The sequence below is a fragment of the Leucobacter sp. NPDC058333 genome (genome assembly GCF_042726155.1).
In the GTDB taxonomy this organism is placed as follows: Bacteria; Actinomycetota; Actinomycetes; order Actinomycetales; family Microbacteriaceae; genus Leucobacter.
The window spans coordinates 26,966-44,525 of record NZ_JBHXHV010000002.1; the positions used below are offsets into that span (position 1 = coordinate 26,966).

The window sequence follows — 17,560 nt, forward strand, 5'->3', positions numbered from 1 at the left end:
GTGCTCCTCCCGACGCCCGGAACAGGGCGTCAATTCGACGGTATCCGGCACGCCCGGGAGCGGCAAGCGGGTTTCATCGCGCGCGTGGCGTACCGTACACTCCACGCGTGTTGTACACCTCGCAGAGCGGAGTCTCCGATGCCGATGACCGATGAGCTGCTCGGGCCGCAGCGGGTATCCGAGCTCGGTCGCATCCTTGCGGACGCCGATCCGGCAGCCGCACAACATTCGATGTCGGCCGCGGCGCGGTCGCTCGACGGACTCGCCCTGAGCGCACGCGCACGCCTGCTCGCGGTCGCAATCCGCGACGATCACGGCCGCACGCCCGAAGCGCTCAATGCGCTGGTGCGCGCCGCTCTCGACGATCCCGACTTCACGGGTTGGATGCTGTGGCCAGCCGGGCTCGCGGTGGCTTGGAGCGCGGTCGAGCACGACACCCACGAGGCACTCGACAACGCCCTCGACGTGCTTCGGGAACTCACCCCGCGAATGTCGTCGGAGTTCTCCATACGTCCACTCCTGCGACACGACCTCGACCGCAGTCTTGGCCACCTCAGCGAGTGGACCACACACTCAAGTTGGCATGTGCGACGCCTCGCCTCCGAAGGAAGCCGTCCACTGCTGCCGTGGGCCGAACGCATCCCGGCCTTGGTCGCTGACACGACGCCATCGCGCCCTATTCTCGACGCACTGTTCGACGATCCTGAAGAATCGGTGCGGCGCTCCGTCGCGAATCACCTGAATGATCACAGCCGCGCACATGAGCAGTTCACGGTCGACACCGTGCTCGGCTGGCAGCGCCGGGGCGGGACTCACGTCGACCGCACCACGCGGCACGCGCTGCGCACGCTCGTGAAGCGCGGTGACCCCGGCGCGCTCGATGTGCTCGGCTTCGGCTCCGCGCAGCTCACGGTGTCTGCACTGCGGCTCGAGTCCGTGAGGGTACCGATCGGCGGCGAATTGCGCTTCGCGGCGGACATCACCAACGTGGGGGCGACCTCGGCCCGCCTCGTAATCGACTACGTGCTCGCGTTCCCGGACGCTCGCGGCCGCGAGCGCGTGAAGGTGTTTAAGTTGGCGCAACGCGAGCTGTCGCCCGGCGCCTCGACCACAGTCACCACTGCGCAGTCATTTCGGCCGATCACCACGCGCACGTACTATCCCGGGACGGCGGCGATCGCGCTGCAGATCAATGGCGTGATGCAGGATCGCGCGGTCTTCGAACTCGGTGTGGCATGACCGCCGGCCAGGGTGCGAAGGTCGATCTGAAGCGTGAGCTCGACGCCTATCGCGCGCTTCACGGCGAGTTTCGCTTGCTCGAGGTGCCGCCGCTCAATGCGCTGATGATCGACGGCCACGGCGACCCCAACACCGCGCCCGAATACGCTGCCGCTCTTGCTGCACTGTATCCGCTCGCCTACGCAGTGAAATTCGCGAGCAAATGTGAGCTGGGGCGCGACTTCGTCGTGATGCCGCTCGAGGGTCTCTGGTGGGCCGACGATCACGCCTCGTTCACTTCGCGACGCGACAAGTCGCAGTGGCACTGGACGATGATGATCGTGCAGCCCGATTGGATCGACGACGACTTCGTATCGGCCGCGCGTGAGGCGGTGCTCGCCAAGGGAACTACCGCCGGTATTGAACGCGTGCGGTTCGAGCGCTTCAACGACGGGCTCTGCGTGCAGACCCTGCACCTCGGTACATACGACGACGAGGCGCCGGTGCTCGCAGAAATGCACGCGAATGCCATCGTCGGTCAGGGCCTGAGACTCACGGGCAAGCACCACGAGATCTATCTCTCTGACCCGCGGCGCACCGCCCCCGAGCGTCTCCGCACGATTCTGCGTCAACCGGTCACGCGCGACTAGTCACGCGAGCGCCCCCCGCAGCGCAGCAAGGTGCGCTCGGCTCAGTTCCCGGGCGGTCTCCGCCTGGCGTGACACTACGGACTCGGCGAGTTCGACGTGCGTGTGGTGATCCTCATCGCCACCGAATACCCGCTTGATGCGCAGCATCTCAATCATCGCGCGCCGCATGCGCGGCGTGCAGCCGTCGAAGAGTTCGAGCAGGATCGGGTTCTGCGCGGCAGCAACGATCGTGCGGTGGAATGCCGTATCGGCGTCAACGTGCGCCTCAATCTCCGAACGCTGTTCCGCGCGTGCGGATAGGGCGCGGCGGATAGCGCGAATGTCGGACGGCGTGCGCCGCGCTGCCGCAAGGGCCGCGGCCTCGCTCTCGATCGCAATGCGCGCCTCGATCACCGACACGATATCCGCACGAAGCAGCACCGAGTCCCAGTCCTCACGCGCCTCGAGCGACGTCACGAACACCCCGGCCCCCTGGCGGCTCGTCAGTACGCCACGCCCCGCGAGCTGGCGAATCGCCTCGCGCACGGTCGACCGCCCGACCCCCAGCTGCGGTGCGAGCGTGGTCTCCCCCGGGAGCTTCTGCCCGAGCGCCCACTCTCCAGCTCGCACTCGTGCGAGCAGCAGCTCGGCGGCTTGGTCGGCAAGCGGGGCGCGGCGCTGCACGGTCTCGGCGTTCTGAGTCATGTGATCCTCTCGGTCGTCACACCCTATCACTCCTCAACTTGTCTGAGGAGTTGTGCTACTCTCGGCGCCATGACTCATCCCGCTCCCGCCTCGACCGCCACTCGCGCCAGCTGGAATCGCCAGCAGCCCTCCCCCATGCCATCGCACCGGTATCGCGACGCCTTCGCACGCGTCGTCCTCCCGCACCCGCTCCCGGGCACCGAGCGAGCCTGGCCGAACGCCCGCTGCACCGAAGCGCCGCTCTGGGTACCCGTCGACCTGCGCGACGGCAACCAGGCGCTCGCTGAGCCGATGGATCCCGAGCGCAAGCGTCGTTTCTTCGCGTTGATGGTCGAGATGGGGTACCGCGAGATCGAGGTCGGTTACCCGTCGGCGTCGCAGACAGACTACGACTTCGTTCGGCTCATCGCGGAGTCAGATCTCGCCCCGTCCGATGTCGCCATCGTCGTCTTCACTCCCGCACGCCGGGACCTGATCGAACGAACCGTCGAGTCGATCGCCGACATCACCAACGACGTGGTGATTCATATGTACACCGCGACGGCGCCCGATTGGCGCGAGACCGTGCTCGGGCGCGATCGCGTCGAGTTGAAACAGCTCATTCTCGATGGCGCAGGCGACCTGCTCGAACTCGCCGGGCATCTGCCGAACGTGCGATTCCAGTTTTCTCCGGAGGTCTTCAATCTCACGGAGCCCGACTACGTACTTGAGGTGTGCGACGCCGTCACCGAGCTCTGGGATGCACGCCCGGAGCGTCCGGTCATCATCAACCTGCCAGCGACGGTGGAGATCGCGACCCCGAACGTCTACGCCGACCAGATCGAGTACATGCATCGCGCCCTCGCCCGCCGCGACGGCATCATCCTCTCGGTGCATCCGCACAACGACCGCGGCACGGGTGTCGCGTGCGCCGAGCTCGCGGTGCTCGCCGGGGCGCAGCGCGTGGAGGGCTGCATCTTCGGAAACGGGGAACGCACGGGGAATGTCGATATTGCGACCCTCGCACTGAATTTGCACGCGCAGGGTGTCGATCCGATGATCGATTTCTCGCACATCGACGAGGTGCGTCGCACGGTCGAATACTGCAACCGAATTGAGGTGCACCCGCGGCACCCGTACGTCGGTGACCTCGTGCACACCGCGTTTAGTGGCACCCACCAAGACGCGATCAAGAAGGGATTCGCTGAGCACCGATCCCGCGCGGCAGCGGCCGGGCGGCCCGAGTCGGAGATTGACTGGCGCGTACCGTATCTCCCCATCGATCCCGCCGACATCGGTCGCAGCTACGACGCGGTTATTCGTGTGAACTCGCAGTCAGGCAAGGGCGGAATCGCGTATCTGCTCGAAACCGAGTACGGCATCGAACTCCCCCGCCGCTTTCAGATCGAGTTCGCGCGACGCGTCCAAGAGCACACCGATGGCAGCGGCGGCGAGGCGACAGCGGCCGAACTCTGGCGGATCCTGGAGCGGGAGTACATTGCTGACGCCGCGGGCGCACCCCTGGGCGCTCCCACACTCACTGCGTGTGACACCCACGACACCGGTTTCGGATCGCGCACAGCCATAACGCTGCTGTGTGACGGCATCGAACACGCGACCGTACACGACGGCGTAGGTCCCGTTGCTGCACTCACTGCGGCTCTTGCCGATGCCGGAGTCGTCATCGAGGTGCTCAGCCTGCACCAGACGAGCATTGGCGCGGGTTCACACGTGCGAGCGCTCACACTGGTCGAGTGCCGCGGAGCCGATGGGCAGACGGCGTGGTCGGCGGGATGCGACCCGTCGGTGCTCACCGCGAGCACGGCGGCCGTCATGCGCGCTGCGCATGCCTCGTTCGGAGGGTAGGCCGCCGCGCTCGCGGCGCGGCACCTCGTGTTCGCTACGCGGTGTCAGCGCGACGACGTCGCGCGGCACCGAGGGCGAGCGCGGCAGCTGCCAGCAGCGCGACGGCGCCGGCTCCCATGATCCACGGCAGCATACTTGCGCCGCCGGTCACAGAGAGATTCGCCGCGTTCGCACCGGCTTCGGATGCAACCGCACCCGACGTGGATGCCGAGGCACCGGAGGTGGACGCCGACGCTGATGCACCTGATGCGCCGGATGCCGAGGCGCCCGAACCCGAAGCATCGGCTGTGCCTGCGACGTTCGCCGTACCAGCAGCGTCGGCCGTGCCAGCAGCGTCAGCCGTGCCAGCAGCGTCGGCCGTGCCAGCAGCGTCAGCCGTGCCGCCAGCGCCAGAATCGGCGTTGGCCTCAGCGGTGCCCGGCTCCGCCGCGACGACCTCGATCTCGCCCCACCCGATGAGCTCGCCTACAGCGGAGCGCAGCGCGAGCTTGTGCACCCGCAGCTCAGCATCACCGGGGAACGTCACCGGCACAGCGTTTCCCGTCACCTGCGATTCGCCCAGTTCAACGGGATCCGAGAACAGGATCGCGCTGAAGGTTTCACCGTCGTACTCGTCGCTTGGCAGTTGCGCCGTGATCGTGCCGCCCTGTTCGACAGTCGCAGGAAGCACAATGCCGCCGCGCGTCTCGTCGGTCAGGTCGGCCTCGGTGATCGGCGGCAGCGCCGCTGTGGTGTGGTCGACGCTGCACTCCGTGCAGGTGACGCCGAGCGAATCTGCGCGCGCCGACACCGGCACGCTCGCACCGTACGCACGATCCGAGAGTGTTGCTGTGAACGACACGCTTGCCGGTTGTGCGACAGCGGTCTCCGGCAGCTTCCAGGTGAGTGTCGACCCGTCGAGGGTGAGGCCCGCGGGCAGCGCCGATGCGTCGATCGTCGCCGATGCGAGCAACCCGGCAACGTCGATTGAGACCGAACCGTCCGTTACGGGCACCTTGCCCGTGTTCGCAGCCGACACCGTGTAGGTGACGTCACTCCCGACCGGAACTTCTCCCGGTGCTGGGTCACTCGACAGCGCGAGATCCCAGGTCGATTGCCACGCCGGCTTGTCTGCGTCGAAAATCCAGTCCTGGAAGAACGCGTCGAGGTCGCGGCCCGAAAGCTCCTCTGCGAGCGCCTGGAACTCCGTCGTGGTCTGACTTGTTCCCGCGTTTCGTTCGTTCCAGGTCTTGATCAGATCGGCGAACACCTCCGGCGTCAGGGCTTGCTTGAGCGCCTGGAACGTCATCGCCCCGCGGGTGTACACCTGCCAGTCGAAGAGCTCTGCAGGGTCGGTCATCGCGCCGGTCGGCACTGCCCACCGCGCGCTCGACGCCTCCGTGCCGTTCCACGTATTGAAATAGGTGTCTGCGGTCTTCGCGCCGCCCGACACCTCCTCCGTATACATCCCAGACGCGTAGGTCGCCATGCCCTCACTGATCCAGATACTGTTCCAGTCTGCCGGGCTCACCGAGTCGCCGAACCACTGGTGTGCCAGCTCGTGCACGAGCGTGCCCAGAGACACCGAGCGCTCAAAGTAGGAGCGATCCTGGGTTTCCAGGGCGTACCCGAGGCTCGTGACGTCGACGACGACGCCCGTGCTGTTGCCGGGGTACGCGCCGTACTTCGATTCAAGGAACTGAATGATGTTCTGCAGCTGGTCGCGACGAGTCTGGATCGTCGCCTGCGTCGTCGGGCTAATCCCCGAATCAACGAAGCTCCAGTCAGTGATGACCCGGCCGTCTGTCAGGGTGATCGGCGACTCGTAGACGTTGTAGTTGCCGATGGACAGCATCGTGACCATCGTGGCCATCTGCTTCTGCTGCTTCCAGGTCCACGTCGTCTCGGTGCCATCGGCCGACGGAGTCCTCGATATAAGCTCACCGTTACTGGCTGCTGCCGCGTCTTTGCCGTTGATCTGGGTCGGGATCGTGAACGCAAAGTCGTACGTCGCCTTGTCTGCCGGCGTGTTGTTGCTCGGAATCCAGGTCATCGTGCCGACCGGCTGCCCCAGAGCCGTCGCACCGTCCGGGGTCGGAACCCATCCCTCGAGCGAGTCGTCGGGATCAATGTGGGTCGAGGGTGTACCGGAATACGCCACCTCAACAGTGAAGTCGCCAGCCGGAACGACAGCGGCCGGAGTGATGTGCAGCTTGTATGCCACTGCATCAGCATCGGCACTCCGCGAGTACTCGGCGGCGACGCCGTTCACAAGCACGGAATCGACGTTGAGACCCTCGAAGTCGAGGGAGAACGATCGCAGTGCCTCCGGCGCATTCGCGGAGATCGTCGTTACTGCCGTGATCGACTTGTCAGCGAGATACCGCAGCTTGACGTCGTAGTGCGTGACGTCGTAGCCCGTGTTCCCGATGCCCGGAAACAGGGAGTCGCCGATCGACGGGCCGCCGTCGATCGGTTCGGCGGCCTGCGCGGCAGTCAGGCCGAGCGGCGCCGTCAGTGCAATACTCGCGGCAGCCAAAGCCGCGATCATGCCCGTTCGGGCACGCTTGTGAGGAGTGATCTTCATCGGTCACGCTTTCTCGTCAGGCTCAGCGCTACATCGCGCCATCACCGACTGGTCGAGGAAATGGCCCCGCGTGGGGCCCGTCCTCACGCTACCGAAGGCGTGTTACGGGAACAATAAACGATTGCAGGGACGGCTCCATAGCGCGTCTGCACCGCGACAGCGGCGCTCTGCACCACCTTCGTAGCCGGTATTACGGCGCGGGCGGGTTCGACGGATCCGTGGGGCTCGAGATATCGACCGCCGAAGCATCTGCTTCCGCAGCGCGACGACGCCGGCGTACCGCTGAGAACACGATCAGCGCGATAGCGAGCACGATCAACACGGCCGCGACGATCATCAGCGTCATGAAGCCCGAGCTGCCCGTGCTGGCAAGTTGATCAATAGCCTGATGCATGACGTGCTCCTCTCGGCCCGGCACACGGCGCGCCGGGGATCCTAGCCCCACCCTACGGGATGGCGCTTTCGGGCTCGATCACTGCCCCGCTGGAGTCGTTTCGTGCGCGGCGCCATGCGACGCCCCGTGCGACGTACCGTGTGGCACCGCAAATTCGCCCGCCTCACTTGCGGCGAGGGCCGGTGTCGCGATCGCCGCGACGAGCATCGCCTCCGCGACAAGCACGAGCGCAAACACGCCTGTTCGCCGGGGCCGTCCGCTCGCGGCGGGAGCAGCTCGCAGTGACCGAACCTCAATCACAGCCGCAATCGCGATCCACCAGTGAAAGACGAAGAGCGCGAGAAACGGGATCAGGGCGAGCGGACCCGTAAGCAGTAGGAATCCTGACCCGAGGATGCCGACCGCGCCGCCAGCGACCGCTGCGCGGGGCACGACGAGCCGTTCGGCCCGAAGTACGCTGAACCCCCACGCGATTTCGACGACCGCAACTCCCCCGACGGGAATCGCCACTGCAAGACCGGCACCCGCAGCTGTCGCGAACAGCACGAGGCCGGCCCCGATCGCTGCGAGAGCCGGCCACAGTGTCTTAATCATGAGCAATGCGATATCGCGTTACTCGCCGCGTCAGACCACGGCTCGCGTTGCGGGCGCGACGTTCTTATCCGCCGCAATCGCCACGACGAGCAGCACGAGAGCGCTGCCGAGGTGAAGGATGTGGTCGGCGGTGTTCAGAGCGAGGATGTTGGCAGCAGTATCGGCAATGAAGAAGCCGACGATACCGAGCAGCAGGTAGACCGCTCCAACTGTGCCGTTCGCACCCTTGGCGGCGCGCACATTTGCGAGGCCAGCGAGCAGCAGCACGGCGCCGATCAGCAAGTGGGCAATGTTGTGCAGCGGGTTGACCTCGAAGATGCCGAGGAGCAATCCGCCCTCGGTGGCGACGAAACCAACGCCACCTGTGACGGCAAACCCGAGCAGGCCGACGAGGACATAGACCGCGCCGAAGATGACTCCGAGAATGCGGTTCGGTGAGTTCTTCACGACGTTCTCCTTCTATTTGATGGCGGTGACGGTGTTGCCTACGCGCACGTCACCCGGTGTGTGTACTGTCCTCTCTTCGGAGCAGACTTACTAGGTGGTTGCATTCTGCGGGCAACATGCAGTAAGTTCCCAGCTTTCTCTCTGATTGGTCCGCCACCCCAGTCCATCCGTGTCAAGCCCTGGGCTTCGCCACGCCACGGGGCTAGGTTTGCGTCATGGTCACGCAGATTCTCGCCATCGGCACCGCTGTTCCGTCGGCTCGCCTCGCCCAGGAGCGCACCCGCGACTTTTTTGCCGCGCAACCGGGGGTGAATCGGCTGACGTCTCGGCTTATCGGCGCAGCGTTCGATCAGTCAGCGATCGATACGCGTTACTCGGTGATCGGTGGCCTTGATTCTGTCGGTGACGCGTCTTCGAATTCAGACGTGTTCACCGAAAATCGCGAACTGCTGCTCTCCCCGAGCACAGGAACACGAAATCTGGTGTACCGGCGAGAGGCTCCGTTGCTCTCGGCTGCGGCGGCGCGTGACGCGCTCGAGCGGGCCGGGCTTTCCCCCGCCGATGTGACGCACGTCGTGACCGCCTCGTGCACCGGATTCTTCGCGCCCGGCCCCGATTTTTTGCTCGTGAAAGAGCTCGGCATCCCCGCGAGCGCGGAGCGCTACAACATCGGCTTCATGGGGTGCGCGGCCGCCTTCCCCGCCCTTCGCGCAGCCACCCGGATCGCTGACGCGCAGCCCGGCTCGGTGATACTCGTCGTCTGCACCGAACTCTGCTCGCTCCACATTCGGTCGTCGAATGACCCCGAGCAGATCGTCGCCTCCGCCGTATTCGGCGACGGCTCAGGGGCGGCGATTGTCGCGTCTGATCCAATCCCGGATCGACAGGCCGGCCCCGCGCTCCAGGTCGGCGCGTTCTCGACGGCGATCACCGCTGATGGCGAGCAAGACATGGACTGGACGATCGGCGATCACGGCTTCGAGATGCGCCTCACCGCGAACGTGCCGCGCATCATCGGCCGTGAAATCGCCGACGTCGTCGGTCCGATGCTCGGCGGTGCCGACGTCGACGCGTGGGCCGTGCACCCGGGCGGCCGAAGCGTGCTGGACCGCGTGCAGGGCGGGCTTGAGCTCGCCGACGACGCAATGCAGGTGTCGCGCGATGTCTTGCGCGAGTACGGAAATATGTCGAGTGCGACGATCCTGTTCATCCTGCAGCGCATTCTCGCTGATCACTCTCTCCCGGAGGGTGCGAGCGTCGTAGGCCTGTGCTTCGGACCCGGCCTCACAGTCGAGACCGCGCGCTTTACCCGCGTGGGCACCGAAGCGGGTTCTGACAAGTGAGATTCGTCTCCCTCGCGCAGCGCGACACCCGCCTGACGGAGATCATGGATGATCCAAGCTGCGACGCGGATCGTCTCCGCAGAACGTTCCAGGGCTTTGACGCGATGAACCGGGCAGTTGCCGCCTGGGGCCGCGTGTACCGCACACGGCTGCGGCCGGTGCTCGCCGCCGCAGCGGCGATGCACACCGGACCAGCCCGCCTGCTCGATGTCGGCTGCGGCGGCGGTGATGTGCTGCGTCGCATCGCGCGCCTCGCCGCCCGAGATGGATTCGCGGTGACGGGAGTGGGCATCGACCCTGATCCGCGCGCTATCGCGGTCGCGACCGCGGCGGCGCGCATTCCCGGCATCACGTATCGCCAGTGTTTCTCGTCCGAGCTCGTTTCCGAGGGCGAGCGATTCGACATCGTGCTCTCGAACCATCTGCTGCACCACCTCAGTGAGTCGGAGTTCGACGTGCTGATCGCTGACTCTGAAGCGCTCACGAGCCGAGTGGCCGTGCACTCAGACATCGCGCGGGGGCGGCTCGCGTACGGCGCATTCGCGGTCGGTGCCGTACCCGTGAGCCCGGGCACTCTGCTGCGCGTCGACGGGCTTCGCAGCATCCGGCGCAGCTACACCCCGAGCGAGCTCGCCGAGCGGCTGCCGGCGGCTTGGAACGCAGAGAGCGTGAACCCGTTTCGCCTGCTGGCGGTGCACACCGCGGGCGCCGCGTGACCGAAACGGTCGCGTGCGAGGTGCTCGTGGTGGGCGCAGGCCCCTGCGGATCCCTGGCTGCGTCCGAGCTGCGGCGCTTTGGCATTGACGTCGTACTGCTCGAGCAACGCAGCGATGCGGAACCCGGCTCGCGTGCAATCGGCGTGCACCCACCGGTGCTCGCGGCGCTCGAAGCGAGCGGTGCGACGGAACGCATCCTCGCCGAGGCAGCGCGCATTCGGAGAGGCGTCGCATACGCGGCAGTGCGGAATCGACCAGAGGCGCACCGCCTCGGCGAGGTCCGGTTCTCCCGACTACGCACTCGCTTCCCGTTTGTGGCTGCGGTGCCGCAGGCGGTCACCGAGGCCGCCGTCTCAGCAGACGGCCCCACTCCCCTGAGCGGCGTCACGGTCTCCGAACTGCAGCGCGAACCCGGCGGCGTGCGGGTGCTCGCGTTCGACGAGACCGGTCAACAGCGCGTGTGGATCGCCCGCACCGTTGTCGTGGCCACCGGGTCGTCGGGGCGCCACCTGCTCCCCGCGCAGTTTCGACGCCGGTCACGCGCGTATCCCGATCGCTACGTCATGACGGACCTCGCGGAATCTCCCGACCAGCCAGCGGACACCGCCGTGCTCATGCTCGGCGAACACGGCGTCGCTGAATCGTTTCCGCTCCCGGGCGGCGGGCGGCGACTGGTGGCGCGGATCGCGGGGCAACGTGGCGCCACGATCGACGCCGATCTCGATCCCGCGGCTGTGCTCAGCGAAGCGATCGCGACCCGCACAGGCAACGCTGAGCTTGCGGCGCGCATCTCGCACGCGACCAGCTTCGGTATTCGCCGCGTGCTGCTTGACCGAATGGTGCTGGGGCAAAGGAATACTCACTCGCGGCTCCCGGCGCTCCCCGACTACGCGGGCTTCGTCATTGCGATCGGCGATGCGGCGCACGAGGTGAGCCCCATCGGGGGCCAGGGAATGAACCTGGGCCTGCTCGACGCGGCCACCCTGGCGCCGGTGCTTGCGGGACGGCGGGCGCCCCGCACCGAGAGTACCCAGCCAGCGACGCTCGCGGACTGGCAGCGCCGCCGCCTCGCATCGGCCCACACGGCCGCACGTCTCGCCAGCCTGAACACCACGATCGGCAGACCCTGGCCCCACCTGGGAGCTCAGGCCCTCACAACCGCGTTCGACCTGGCCATGCGAACCCCCATCGACCGGCTTCCCGAGCGGGCCTACGCGATGGGTTTCGACCGCGACTCCTGAGTATCGGCGTACAGCGCCGCGCGGAGCGCGAGTTCCAGCGGCGGCACCCGCGTATCGGTAAGAAACTGCTCGTCGCGTGGGATATCCCGGGTGACGACGACCTCACTCGCGATGGGCCCCGGCGCCGACGGGAGCACGAGCACACGATCCGCCAGCCGCACTGCCTCGCGAATATCGTGCGTGATGAACAGAATCGTCCAGTGAGTCTCGCGCCACATGTCGAGCAACCAGCGCTGGAGCTCGTCGCGGGTGATCGCGTCGAGCGAGCCGAACGGTTCGTCGAGCAGCAGGATCGGCTGATCCTGCACCACCGCCCGCAGGAACGACACGCGCTGCCGCATGCCGCCCGAGAGCTGGCGCGGGTACAGCCGCTCAGCGCCGCTCAGCCCGAACGGGTCGAGCAGCGCACGCACGAGTTGCCGCGCGGCTGGTTTCGGCACCCCCTGAACCTCAAGCCCGATCGCCGCGTTCTCAACGACGCGGCGCCACGGCAACAGCGCATCGCGCTGCGGCATGTACGCGAACGGTCGGCGACGGGACGGGAGCGGCGCACCGCCGAATCGCAGCTCCCCGCGATCGGGCTGGACTGCCCCCGTGAGCAGCGACAGCAGCGTCGATTTTCCGCTGCCGCTCGCGCCAACGAGGGCGACAATCTCACCGGCTGCGAGCATGAACGACACATCGTCGAGCACGGCGCGATCCGCGAATCGCTTGCCGACGCCACGCACCTCAAGCGTACTCATGAGAGGCTCCGCAGCTTTTCGGCGCTGTCGCGGGCGAAGCCGCCGTCACCTGCGCGCCCCTGCTCGATGCGCAACCACGGCGCCGCAAAGCGTTCAATTAGCACGACCAGTCCAAACAAGCACAGGGTGAGCGCCGTGCTCACGAAGACGGCGGCGAGCACGAGATCGGTGCGAAACACGTTCTTCGCCGACTGCATATAGACGCCGAGGCCCGCGACCGCACCCGCGTACTCCGCAAAGATCGCACCGACCACTGCATAGGTAATCGAGATGCGCAACGCTGAAAAGAACGACGGGGTCGCCGCGGGCAGCCGCACGAGCCGAAACACCACGGCGCGCGACGCTCCCATCGAGGTGAGCAGGTGCTCAGCCTCGGGATCGGCCGCAGCAAACCCGCGCAGCAATCCGACGACCATCGGAAAATACGTCACGAACGCGACGAGCAGAATCTTCGGCAGCAGCCCAAACCCGAACCACAGCACCACGAGGGGCGCGAGCGCGATCAGCGGGAGTGTCTGACTGACGATCAAGAGCGGCAGCAGGGCGCTTCGCAGCACCCGTGAGAAATCGAGCAGCGCCGCGGTCACGGCCGCCAGGGTGACTGAGAAGGCAAACCCGGCGATGGTCGCGAGCAGGGTCGGGATCGTGTTCCGCACGAGTGCGTCCCGCTCGGCGAACCCGGCGGACACAATGCGCGACGGCGGGGGCAGCATGTCACTGGGCACGAGCCCGCTCGACGACACCGCCTGCCACGCCGCGAGCAGCAGCAAGAACGCGACTGCCGGGGCGGCGACGGTCGCCAGCGCCCCCGAGGCCCGCGTCGTGGCTGGCCAGAATTGCCGTGCGCGAATCACGGCTTAACCCAGGTAGTCGTTTGAGTAGTACGCGCTCCAGTCGGGTTGCGACGTGACCTTCTTACCGTCGGCGTCGACGAGCAACCCGCGATTGAAAAGAAACTCCCCGAATTCGCTCCACGACTCAGAGTTCGCCTCGCCGATGTTGCGACCCGGCGCGGTGAGGTAGTCGTCTGCGAGCAATTGTGCGCTCTCATATACCAGATCGGACGCGGTGCCGAGGGTGTCGGGGTTTGCGGCAATCAGCAGATCAGCGGCCTTGTCCGGGTGTTCGGCCGCGTACGCGTATCCCTTGGCGACCGCGTGCACGAAGGCTTTCGCCTGCTTCGGGTGCGCGTCAAGATACGCACTGCTCGACACGATGCCAATCGCTTGCTCATCTGGCACGCCGAAGTCCTGGTACTTGAACGCCCGGTACGGGTGACCATCGAGCTTCGCCTGCAGGTCCTCCCAGGTCGCGATCGACAATGTGAAGTCGATACGGCCCTGCGACAATGCCTCGTACGATCCCGTGTCGAGCGACACCTCCTCGAAGTCGCCCTTCCCACCATCACCCTGGATCGTCTCGCGCGCGAGCGCGGTGTAGAGCGGCGATCCGAACCCGCCGAATGTGTGCCCGTCAAGATCGGCGGGGCGCGTCACATCGGAGCGGTCACCGAGCACGACGAGCCTGCCAGAGTCGGTCTGCGTCACCCCGAACACCGAGACGAGGTCGAGGCCGGCGGTGCGGGCCATCTGCACGCCCGACTGCCCGCCGATGCCAAAGTCTGCCTCGCCGGCGGACACGAGCTGGGTTGCGGGGGTGGAGGCGTAGGGCAAGACTTCGACGTCCAGGCCAGCGTCGGAAAAATACCCGAGCTCGTCGGCAACGTAGACGCCAATGTGGTTGGTGTTGGGTGCCCAGTCGAGGGCGAACGTCACCGGGGTGAGCTTGCTGTCGCCGCCCGCGCCGCGCGAGGTGTCGGCGCTGGCCGCGCAACCCACCAGGGCGAACGCCCCTGCGGCGAGCGCGGCCGTCGTGAGGCGAAGCATGCGGAGTTGGTGCTTGCGGGTGATGGCTGATGCGGCGCCGTCGGCGCCGGAATTGCGGTTGCGCATGTGTGCGTGCCCCTCTGTAATGGATTGGGCACGGGTTCGTAGAGTGTCTCCCTGCGCTGGCATGATCCAGATCAGGTTCGACGGTCGAAAGTTGAGTACTTTCCTCTCAGCCCGGCCTACCGGACTCCCGTGTGGGGCCCACCCTAGCAAGCTTTGTTTTGCCGCGGGGCGGCTCATGCACCCTAAGGTGGGGGCGTGACTTCTCTGACAGATGACCCCGCTACGGTTCTCGCTTCCGGCATCGACATCACCCCGGAGCAGTACGGCGTGGGTGCGCGCTTCACGCTCTCGGCGTATGACTCCGACTACGTGCGCATCATTCTCGGCGCGCTCGGCGGGGTGGACGCATCGGGTCTCGCCACTGAGACGAACGATATTTCAACGTTCGTGACCGGCAGCGAGCAGCGCGTGGCACAGTACCTGCGCGACGTCATCGCGGCGACGGCAGCGAGCGGCGCGCACGTGTCAGTCGCGATCCTGTTGTCCCGCGGATGCCCGGGTGAGCTGCAGTGCGCGCTGCCCGCAGGGGTTTCGGCGCTCGGCGCGGCACCGGTCACCCTCGCTTCGACCGGCATTCGGGCGAGCGCTCACTGGTCGCTGTACCCGTTGCTCGATGCGGGCGCTCCGAGCGGATCAGCAACACCGGCCGATCACATGACCCCGATCTACTCCGCAATCGAACAGGCGAAGGTCGAGGGTGTCTATTCGGGATCCGACCATTTCGCGACCCGTCTCGACGGCGACCTCGCCTCAGTGCTCGAGACCGTGGCCAATGCGTGGATCGCCGTTGGCGCGACCGTGCAGCACGTCGCGACCCACGTGACGCTGTCGATCAATTCGCCCTCGCACTCCGGGTAGCTCGGCATCGAGCGCGGCGGCTGCGCAAGTGTGGTCAGCGCTGGTGAGGTCAGCGCTCGCGACCCGGCCCACTGCTCAGCTCGCCCCCGAGCTCGTCGCGAAGCGTGGCGAGCGCGAGATCCGTGCGATCGGTGATCACGCCGTCGACCCCCATCGCCGCAAGCCTTCGCATGTCGGCGCTGTCGTTGACCGTCCATACGTGCACTTCCACACCGTTCGCGTGCGCCGCTCGCACGAGCCTCGGTGTAAGCACCCGCAGCCGGCCCTGCCGCTCCGGGATCTGCACCGCGTCGAACCCGGCGAGTGCGCGCCTCGCCGCGGTTTCCGAGAGGCGCGCGAGCGCGACCAGTAGGCGAATCAGTGAGCCTTTTCCCGGCGACGTGGCTGGCAGGATCGCGGGGCGCTCCCCCGCCGCAGCCTTGAGCGCGGCCCGCCGGTACGCATCGGCAAAACTGGTCACCAGTACACGGTGACCGTGCGTCGCCACGATCCGCCCGAGGGGCGCGGCGACGGCTGCCGCCTTGACGTCGATGTTCCAGCGAGCGTCGGCGAAATCCACGAGCGCGTCATGGAGGGTGAGCAGTCCACCGCGGTCGGCGAAGAGCGCTTCGAGCTCGACGCGATCCACATCTGATATCTGTCGTGGATCACCCGTCACCCGCGACAGGTCGGCGTCGTGCGCGAGCACGACCTCGCCATCGCGCGTGAGATGACAGTCGGTCTCCAGATAGCTCGCTCCGGCGGCGAGCGCTGCGGTGAAGGCCGCCCGCGTGTTCTCGGCGATACCGGAGACTGCGAGCTCGTCCGAGACCCACCCACGGTGTGCGATGACGCGCGGGCGCGCCGTATCAGCAAGGTACGGGTGCGGCACGTGCGGGACCGGTGGCATGCGATCACCGTACCGCGTCGGCCCCATCGTGCATTAGTGAACTGGGCAGCCGCCCGTGCTTCCCGCTGAGCGCACTCGCCCGCCGGAGCGTGGTTTGGTCGGGAGGCGGCGCCGATTCACTTCGAGACCCTCGTCGAGCACGCGCAGCCGCGGGTCGCTCAACGTTGCGACCGCCGACGCAAGCCCCGCAATCGCGAGCTTCTCGCCCGGGCAACGATGCCCGTGCTGCACGCTGGCCCCGCCGTGAGGAATGAACGACTCGATCGCTTCGTAATCGTCGACGCCGAGGAATCGCGACGGGTCGAACTCGTGCGGACGCGTCCACGACTGCTCATCAGTGTTTGTTCCGAGGATGTCGAGCACCACTCGGCCGCCCTCGGCAACGGTTTCGCCGTCGACCTCGATGTCAGCGAGCGCCCACCCCGGCAGCACCGGGACGAACGGCGCCGTGCGCCGCACCTCCTGCGCGAACGCGACCGCCGCGGGATCCGAGGCTGGCCCCGTAGCCCGTCCCGCCACTGACTCCGCGACCCGGTCGCGCCACTCCGAGCGGTCATGCAGCTCCTTCGCGGCGAACGCCACGAAGCGGGCCACTGCGATCATGGGGCGAATACAGTTCTGCAGTTCGATCCCGGCGAGATTCGCAGGGAGTAGTTCGAACTGTTCGTCGCGGTGCCAGGCCCAGGCGTGGAGTGCGGAGTCCTTCGGGGCATCGAGCGTTCCGGCGCGCACCGCCTCAATCAGCTGACGCGCGTGCCGATCCGACCACGCACGATTGGCCGCCGCGAGGGCGAAACTCGGCGAATAGGGAGCACCGAAACCGTCAACGATCTGTGCGAGTCGCCCCGCCCAACGGGTGAGCGCCGCGTCGGTGCCCGGCAGGCCCGCCCAGTGCATGATCGAGCGCCCAAATACGCCGGCCGCCGCGTCGTAGGCGGATCGCTCGCCGCCCGAGAGCCAGTGTTCCCGCTCGACGTCCCACTCTCGTTCGAGCAGAGGCCGCAGCGCCTCGACCGCCGCGTCCTCGTAAGCGACATCTACGAACGTCGCCTTGCGATGCAGGTGCTCGGCGCCGTCGAGACTGTGCACGGAGCCGTGGCCGAACAGCGTCTCCTGCACGATCGCGGGCATCGCGCCGTGGCGAGCGATGCGATCCGAATCGTAGAACGTCGCAACCCCCTCAGCGCCCCGCACCAGCAACGCGGATCGCCCGAGCAAGCGCATCGGCACCGCACGGGCTCCGGCCCGCGCACGCTCCCAGATGGAAGCCCCAAACCCGTAGCCCTCGGTGAGCAATTTTGGCGCGTCGTCCTGGAGCACGCGGGCTGCGCCAATGCGCGCCCGTCGCGCGGCACGCGAGAGCGAGTGGGTGGGCACTGAGCTGGTGGGCACTGAAGTCGAAGTCGCCATAGTGTCAGCC

The 17,560-nt window shown here is 66.9% G+C and carries 17 protein-coding genes and 1 riboswitch; of the genes, 7 read left to right on the forward strand and 10 right to left on the reverse strand.

Annotation, left to right across the window (positions count from 1 at the left end):
• Nucleotides 1-138 precede the first annotated feature (138 nt).
• Together ACFWHR_RS08090 and ACFWHR_RS08095 are read left to right on the forward strand one after the other, a co-directional pair.
• Nucleotides 139-1,239: a DNA alkylation repair protein gene (locus ACFWHR_RS08090; protein WP_382447786.1), complete on the forward strand. Its 1,101-nt coding sequence runs from the start codon at nt 139-141 to the stop codon at nt 1,237-1,239.
• Nucleotides 1,236-1,868 carry a GyrI-like domain-containing protein gene (locus ACFWHR_RS08095; RefSeq protein WP_382447787.1) on the forward strand — a complete coding sequence of 211 codons (633 nt, stop codon included), beginning with the start codon at nt 1,236-1,238 and terminating at the stop codon, nt 1,866-1,868. The genes ACFWHR_RS08090 and ACFWHR_RS08095 overlap by 4 nt, the downstream gene beginning before the upstream one ends.
• On the opposite strand, the gene ACFWHR_RS08100 is transcribed toward ACFWHR_RS08095, so the two are convergent.
• Entirely contained in the window at nt 1,869-2,552 is a 684-nt protein-coding gene (locus ACFWHR_RS08100) for a FadR/GntR family transcriptional regulator (protein ID WP_382447788.1), read from the reverse strand.
• A gap of 69 nt (nt 2,553-2,621) precedes the next feature.
• Here ACFWHR_RS08100 and ACFWHR_RS08105 point away from each other — a divergent pair, with 69 nt between their 5' ends.
• On the forward strand, nt 2,622-4,397 hold the full coding sequence (locus ACFWHR_RS08105; RefSeq protein WP_382447789.1) for a 2-isopropylmalate synthase: 1,776 nt from the start codon (nt 2,622-2,624) through the stop codon (nt 4,395-4,397).
• 34 nt (nt 4,398-4,431) lie between these two features.
• Here ACFWHR_RS08105 and ACFWHR_RS08110 read toward each other — a convergent pair whose 3' ends face one another.
• From ACFWHR_RS08110 to ACFWHR_RS08125, 4 genes are all read right to left on the reverse strand, one after another.
• The gene (locus ACFWHR_RS08110) at nt 4,432-6,963 is read right to left on the reverse strand and encodes a M1 family aminopeptidase (protein ID WP_382447790.1); all 2,532 of its coding nucleotides are present in this window, start codon (nt 6,961-6,963) and stop codon (nt 4,432-4,434) included.
• Nucleotides 6,964-7,153: 190 nt separating this feature from the next.
• The gene (locus tag ACFWHR_RS08115; protein ID WP_382447791.1) at nt 7,154-7,357 is read right to left on the reverse strand and encodes a hypothetical protein; all 204 of its coding nucleotides are present in this window, start codon (nt 7,355-7,357) and stop codon (nt 7,154-7,156) included.
• Between the two features lie 78 nt (nt 7,358-7,435).
• Nucleotides 7,436-7,951, reverse strand: a complete 516-nt coding sequence (locus ACFWHR_RS08120) for a hypothetical protein (protein WP_382447792.1) — start codon at nt 7,949-7,951, stop codon at nt 7,436-7,438.
• 30 nt (nt 7,952-7,981) lie between these two features.
• Nucleotides 7,982-8,398 (reverse strand): DUF4383 domain-containing protein, encoded by a 417-nt coding sequence (locus tag ACFWHR_RS08125; protein WP_382447793.1) that lies wholly within the window; start codon nt 8,396-8,398, stop codon nt 7,982-7,984.
• 215 nt (nt 8,399-8,613) lie between these two features.
• On the opposite strand from ACFWHR_RS08125, the gene ACFWHR_RS08130 reads away from it, so the two are divergent.
• Genes ACFWHR_RS08130 through ACFWHR_RS08140 form a run of 3 tightly spaced genes read left to right on the forward strand, consistent with a single transcriptional unit; the run spans nt 8,614 to nt 11,698 of the window.
• The gene (locus tag ACFWHR_RS08130) at nt 8,614-9,741 is read left to right on the forward strand and encodes a type III polyketide synthase (protein ID WP_382447794.1); all 1,128 of its coding nucleotides are present in this window, start codon (nt 8,614-8,616) and stop codon (nt 9,739-9,741) included.
• A complete protein-coding gene (locus tag ACFWHR_RS08135; protein ID WP_382447795.1) occupies nt 9,738-10,457 on the forward strand; it encodes a methyltransferase domain-containing protein in 720 nt (239 codons plus the stop codon). The genes ACFWHR_RS08130 and ACFWHR_RS08135 overlap by 4 nt, the downstream gene beginning before the upstream one ends.
• On the forward strand, nt 10,454-11,698 hold the full coding sequence (locus ACFWHR_RS08140) for an FAD-dependent oxidoreductase (RefSeq protein ID WP_382447796.1): 1,245 nt from the start codon (nt 10,454-10,456) through the stop codon (nt 11,696-11,698). The genes ACFWHR_RS08135 and ACFWHR_RS08140 overlap by 4 nt, the downstream gene beginning before the upstream one ends.
• Here ACFWHR_RS08140 and ACFWHR_RS08145 read toward each other — a convergent pair.
• From ACFWHR_RS08145 to ACFWHR_RS08155, 3 genes are read right to left on the reverse strand one after another with little or no spacing between them, the layout of a single operon-like run.
• Complete coding sequence (locus ACFWHR_RS08145) at nt 11,668-12,441, reverse strand: ABC transporter ATP-binding protein (RefSeq protein WP_382447797.1); 774 nt, start codon at nt 12,439-12,441, stop codon at nt 11,668-11,670. The genes ACFWHR_RS08140 and ACFWHR_RS08145 overlap by 31 nt on opposite strands.
• A complete protein-coding gene (locus ACFWHR_RS08150; protein WP_382447798.1) occupies nt 12,438-13,295 on the reverse strand; it encodes an ABC transporter permease in 858 nt (285 codons plus the stop codon). The genes ACFWHR_RS08145 and ACFWHR_RS08150 overlap by 4 nt, the downstream gene beginning before the upstream one ends.
• 3 nt (nt 13,296-13,298) lie before the next feature.
• A complete protein-coding gene (locus ACFWHR_RS08155) occupies nt 13,299-14,393 on the reverse strand; it encodes an ABC transporter substrate-binding protein (RefSeq protein ID WP_382447799.1) in 1,095 nt (364 codons plus the stop codon).
• A 31-nt stretch (nt 14,394-14,424) separates the two neighbouring features.
• Nucleotides 14,425-14,525, reverse strand: a riboswitch (TPP riboswitch).
• 63 nt (nt 14,526-14,588) lie between these two features.
• Between ACFWHR_RS08155 and ACFWHR_RS08160 the strand changes: the two genes are divergently transcribed.
• Nucleotides 14,589-15,251 carry a YkoF family thiamine/hydroxymethylpyrimidine-binding protein gene (locus ACFWHR_RS08160; protein WP_382447800.1) on the forward strand — a complete coding sequence of 221 codons (663 nt, stop codon included), beginning with the start codon at nt 14,589-14,591 and terminating at the stop codon, nt 15,249-15,251.
• Nucleotides 15,252-15,300: 49 nt separating this feature from the next.
• On the opposite strand, the gene ACFWHR_RS08165 is transcribed toward ACFWHR_RS08160, so the two are convergent.
• Together ACFWHR_RS08165 and ACFWHR_RS08170 are read right to left on the reverse strand one after the other, a co-directional pair.
• Complete coding sequence (locus ACFWHR_RS08165; RefSeq protein WP_382447801.1) at nt 15,301-16,140, reverse strand: glycerophosphodiester phosphodiesterase family protein; 840 nt, start codon at nt 16,138-16,140, stop codon at nt 15,301-15,303.
• 33 nt (nt 16,141-16,173) lie between these two features.
• Nucleotides 16,174-17,550 carry a cytochrome P450 gene (locus ACFWHR_RS08170; RefSeq protein WP_382447802.1) on the reverse strand — a complete coding sequence of 459 codons (1,377 nt, stop codon included), beginning with the start codon at nt 17,548-17,550 and terminating at the stop codon, nt 16,174-16,176.
• Between the last annotated feature and the right edge of the window lie 10 nt (nt 17,551-17,560).

Bases quoted from the DNA above. Each gene is read 5' to 3' on its own strand.
- ACFWHR_RS08110 (WP_382447790.1), bottom strand. From the start codon at position 6,963: ATGAAGATCACTCCTCACAAGCGTGCCCGAACGGGCATGATCGCGGCT.
- ACFWHR_RS08130 (WP_382447794.1), top strand. From the start codon at position 8,614: ATGGTCACGCAGATTCTCGCCATCGGCACCGCTGTTCCGTCGGCTCGC.
- ACFWHR_RS08090 (WP_382447786.1), top strand. From the start codon at position 139: ATGCCGATGACCGATGAGCTGCTCGGGCCGCAGCGGGTATCCGAGCTC.
- ACFWHR_RS08120 (WP_382447792.1), bottom strand. From the start codon at position 7,951: ATGATTAAGACACTGTGGCCGGCTCTCGCAGCGATCGGGGCCGGCCTC.
- ACFWHR_RS08145 (WP_382447797.1), bottom strand. From the start codon at position 12,441: ATGAGTACGCTTGAGGTGCGTGGCGTCGGCAAGCGATTCGCGGATCGC.
- ACFWHR_RS08095 (WP_382447787.1), top strand. From the start codon at position 1,236: ATGACCGCCGGCCAGGGTGCGAAGGTCGATCTGAAGCGTGAGCTCGAC.
- ACFWHR_RS08165 (WP_382447801.1), bottom strand. From the start codon at position 16,140: ATGCCACCGGTCCCGCACGTGCCGCACCCGTACCTTGCTGATACGGCG.
- ACFWHR_RS08155 (WP_382447799.1), bottom strand. From the start codon at position 14,393: ATGCGCAACCGCAATTCCGGCGCCGACGGCGCCGCATCAGCCATCACC.
- ACFWHR_RS08170 (WP_382447802.1), bottom strand. From the start codon at position 17,550: ATGGCGACTTCGACTTCAGTGCCCACCAGCTCAGTGCCCACCCACTCG.
- ACFWHR_RS08115 (WP_382447791.1), bottom strand. From the start codon at position 7,357: ATGCATCAGGCTATTGATCAACTTGCCAGCACGGGCAGCTCGGGCTTC.
- ACFWHR_RS08100 (WP_382447788.1), bottom strand. From the start codon at position 2,552: ATGACTCAGAACGCCGAGACCGTGCAGCGCCGCGCCCCGCTTGCCGAC.
- ACFWHR_RS08105 (WP_382447789.1), top strand. From the start codon at position 2,622: ATGACTCATCCCGCTCCCGCCTCGACCGCCACTCGCGCCAGCTGGAAT.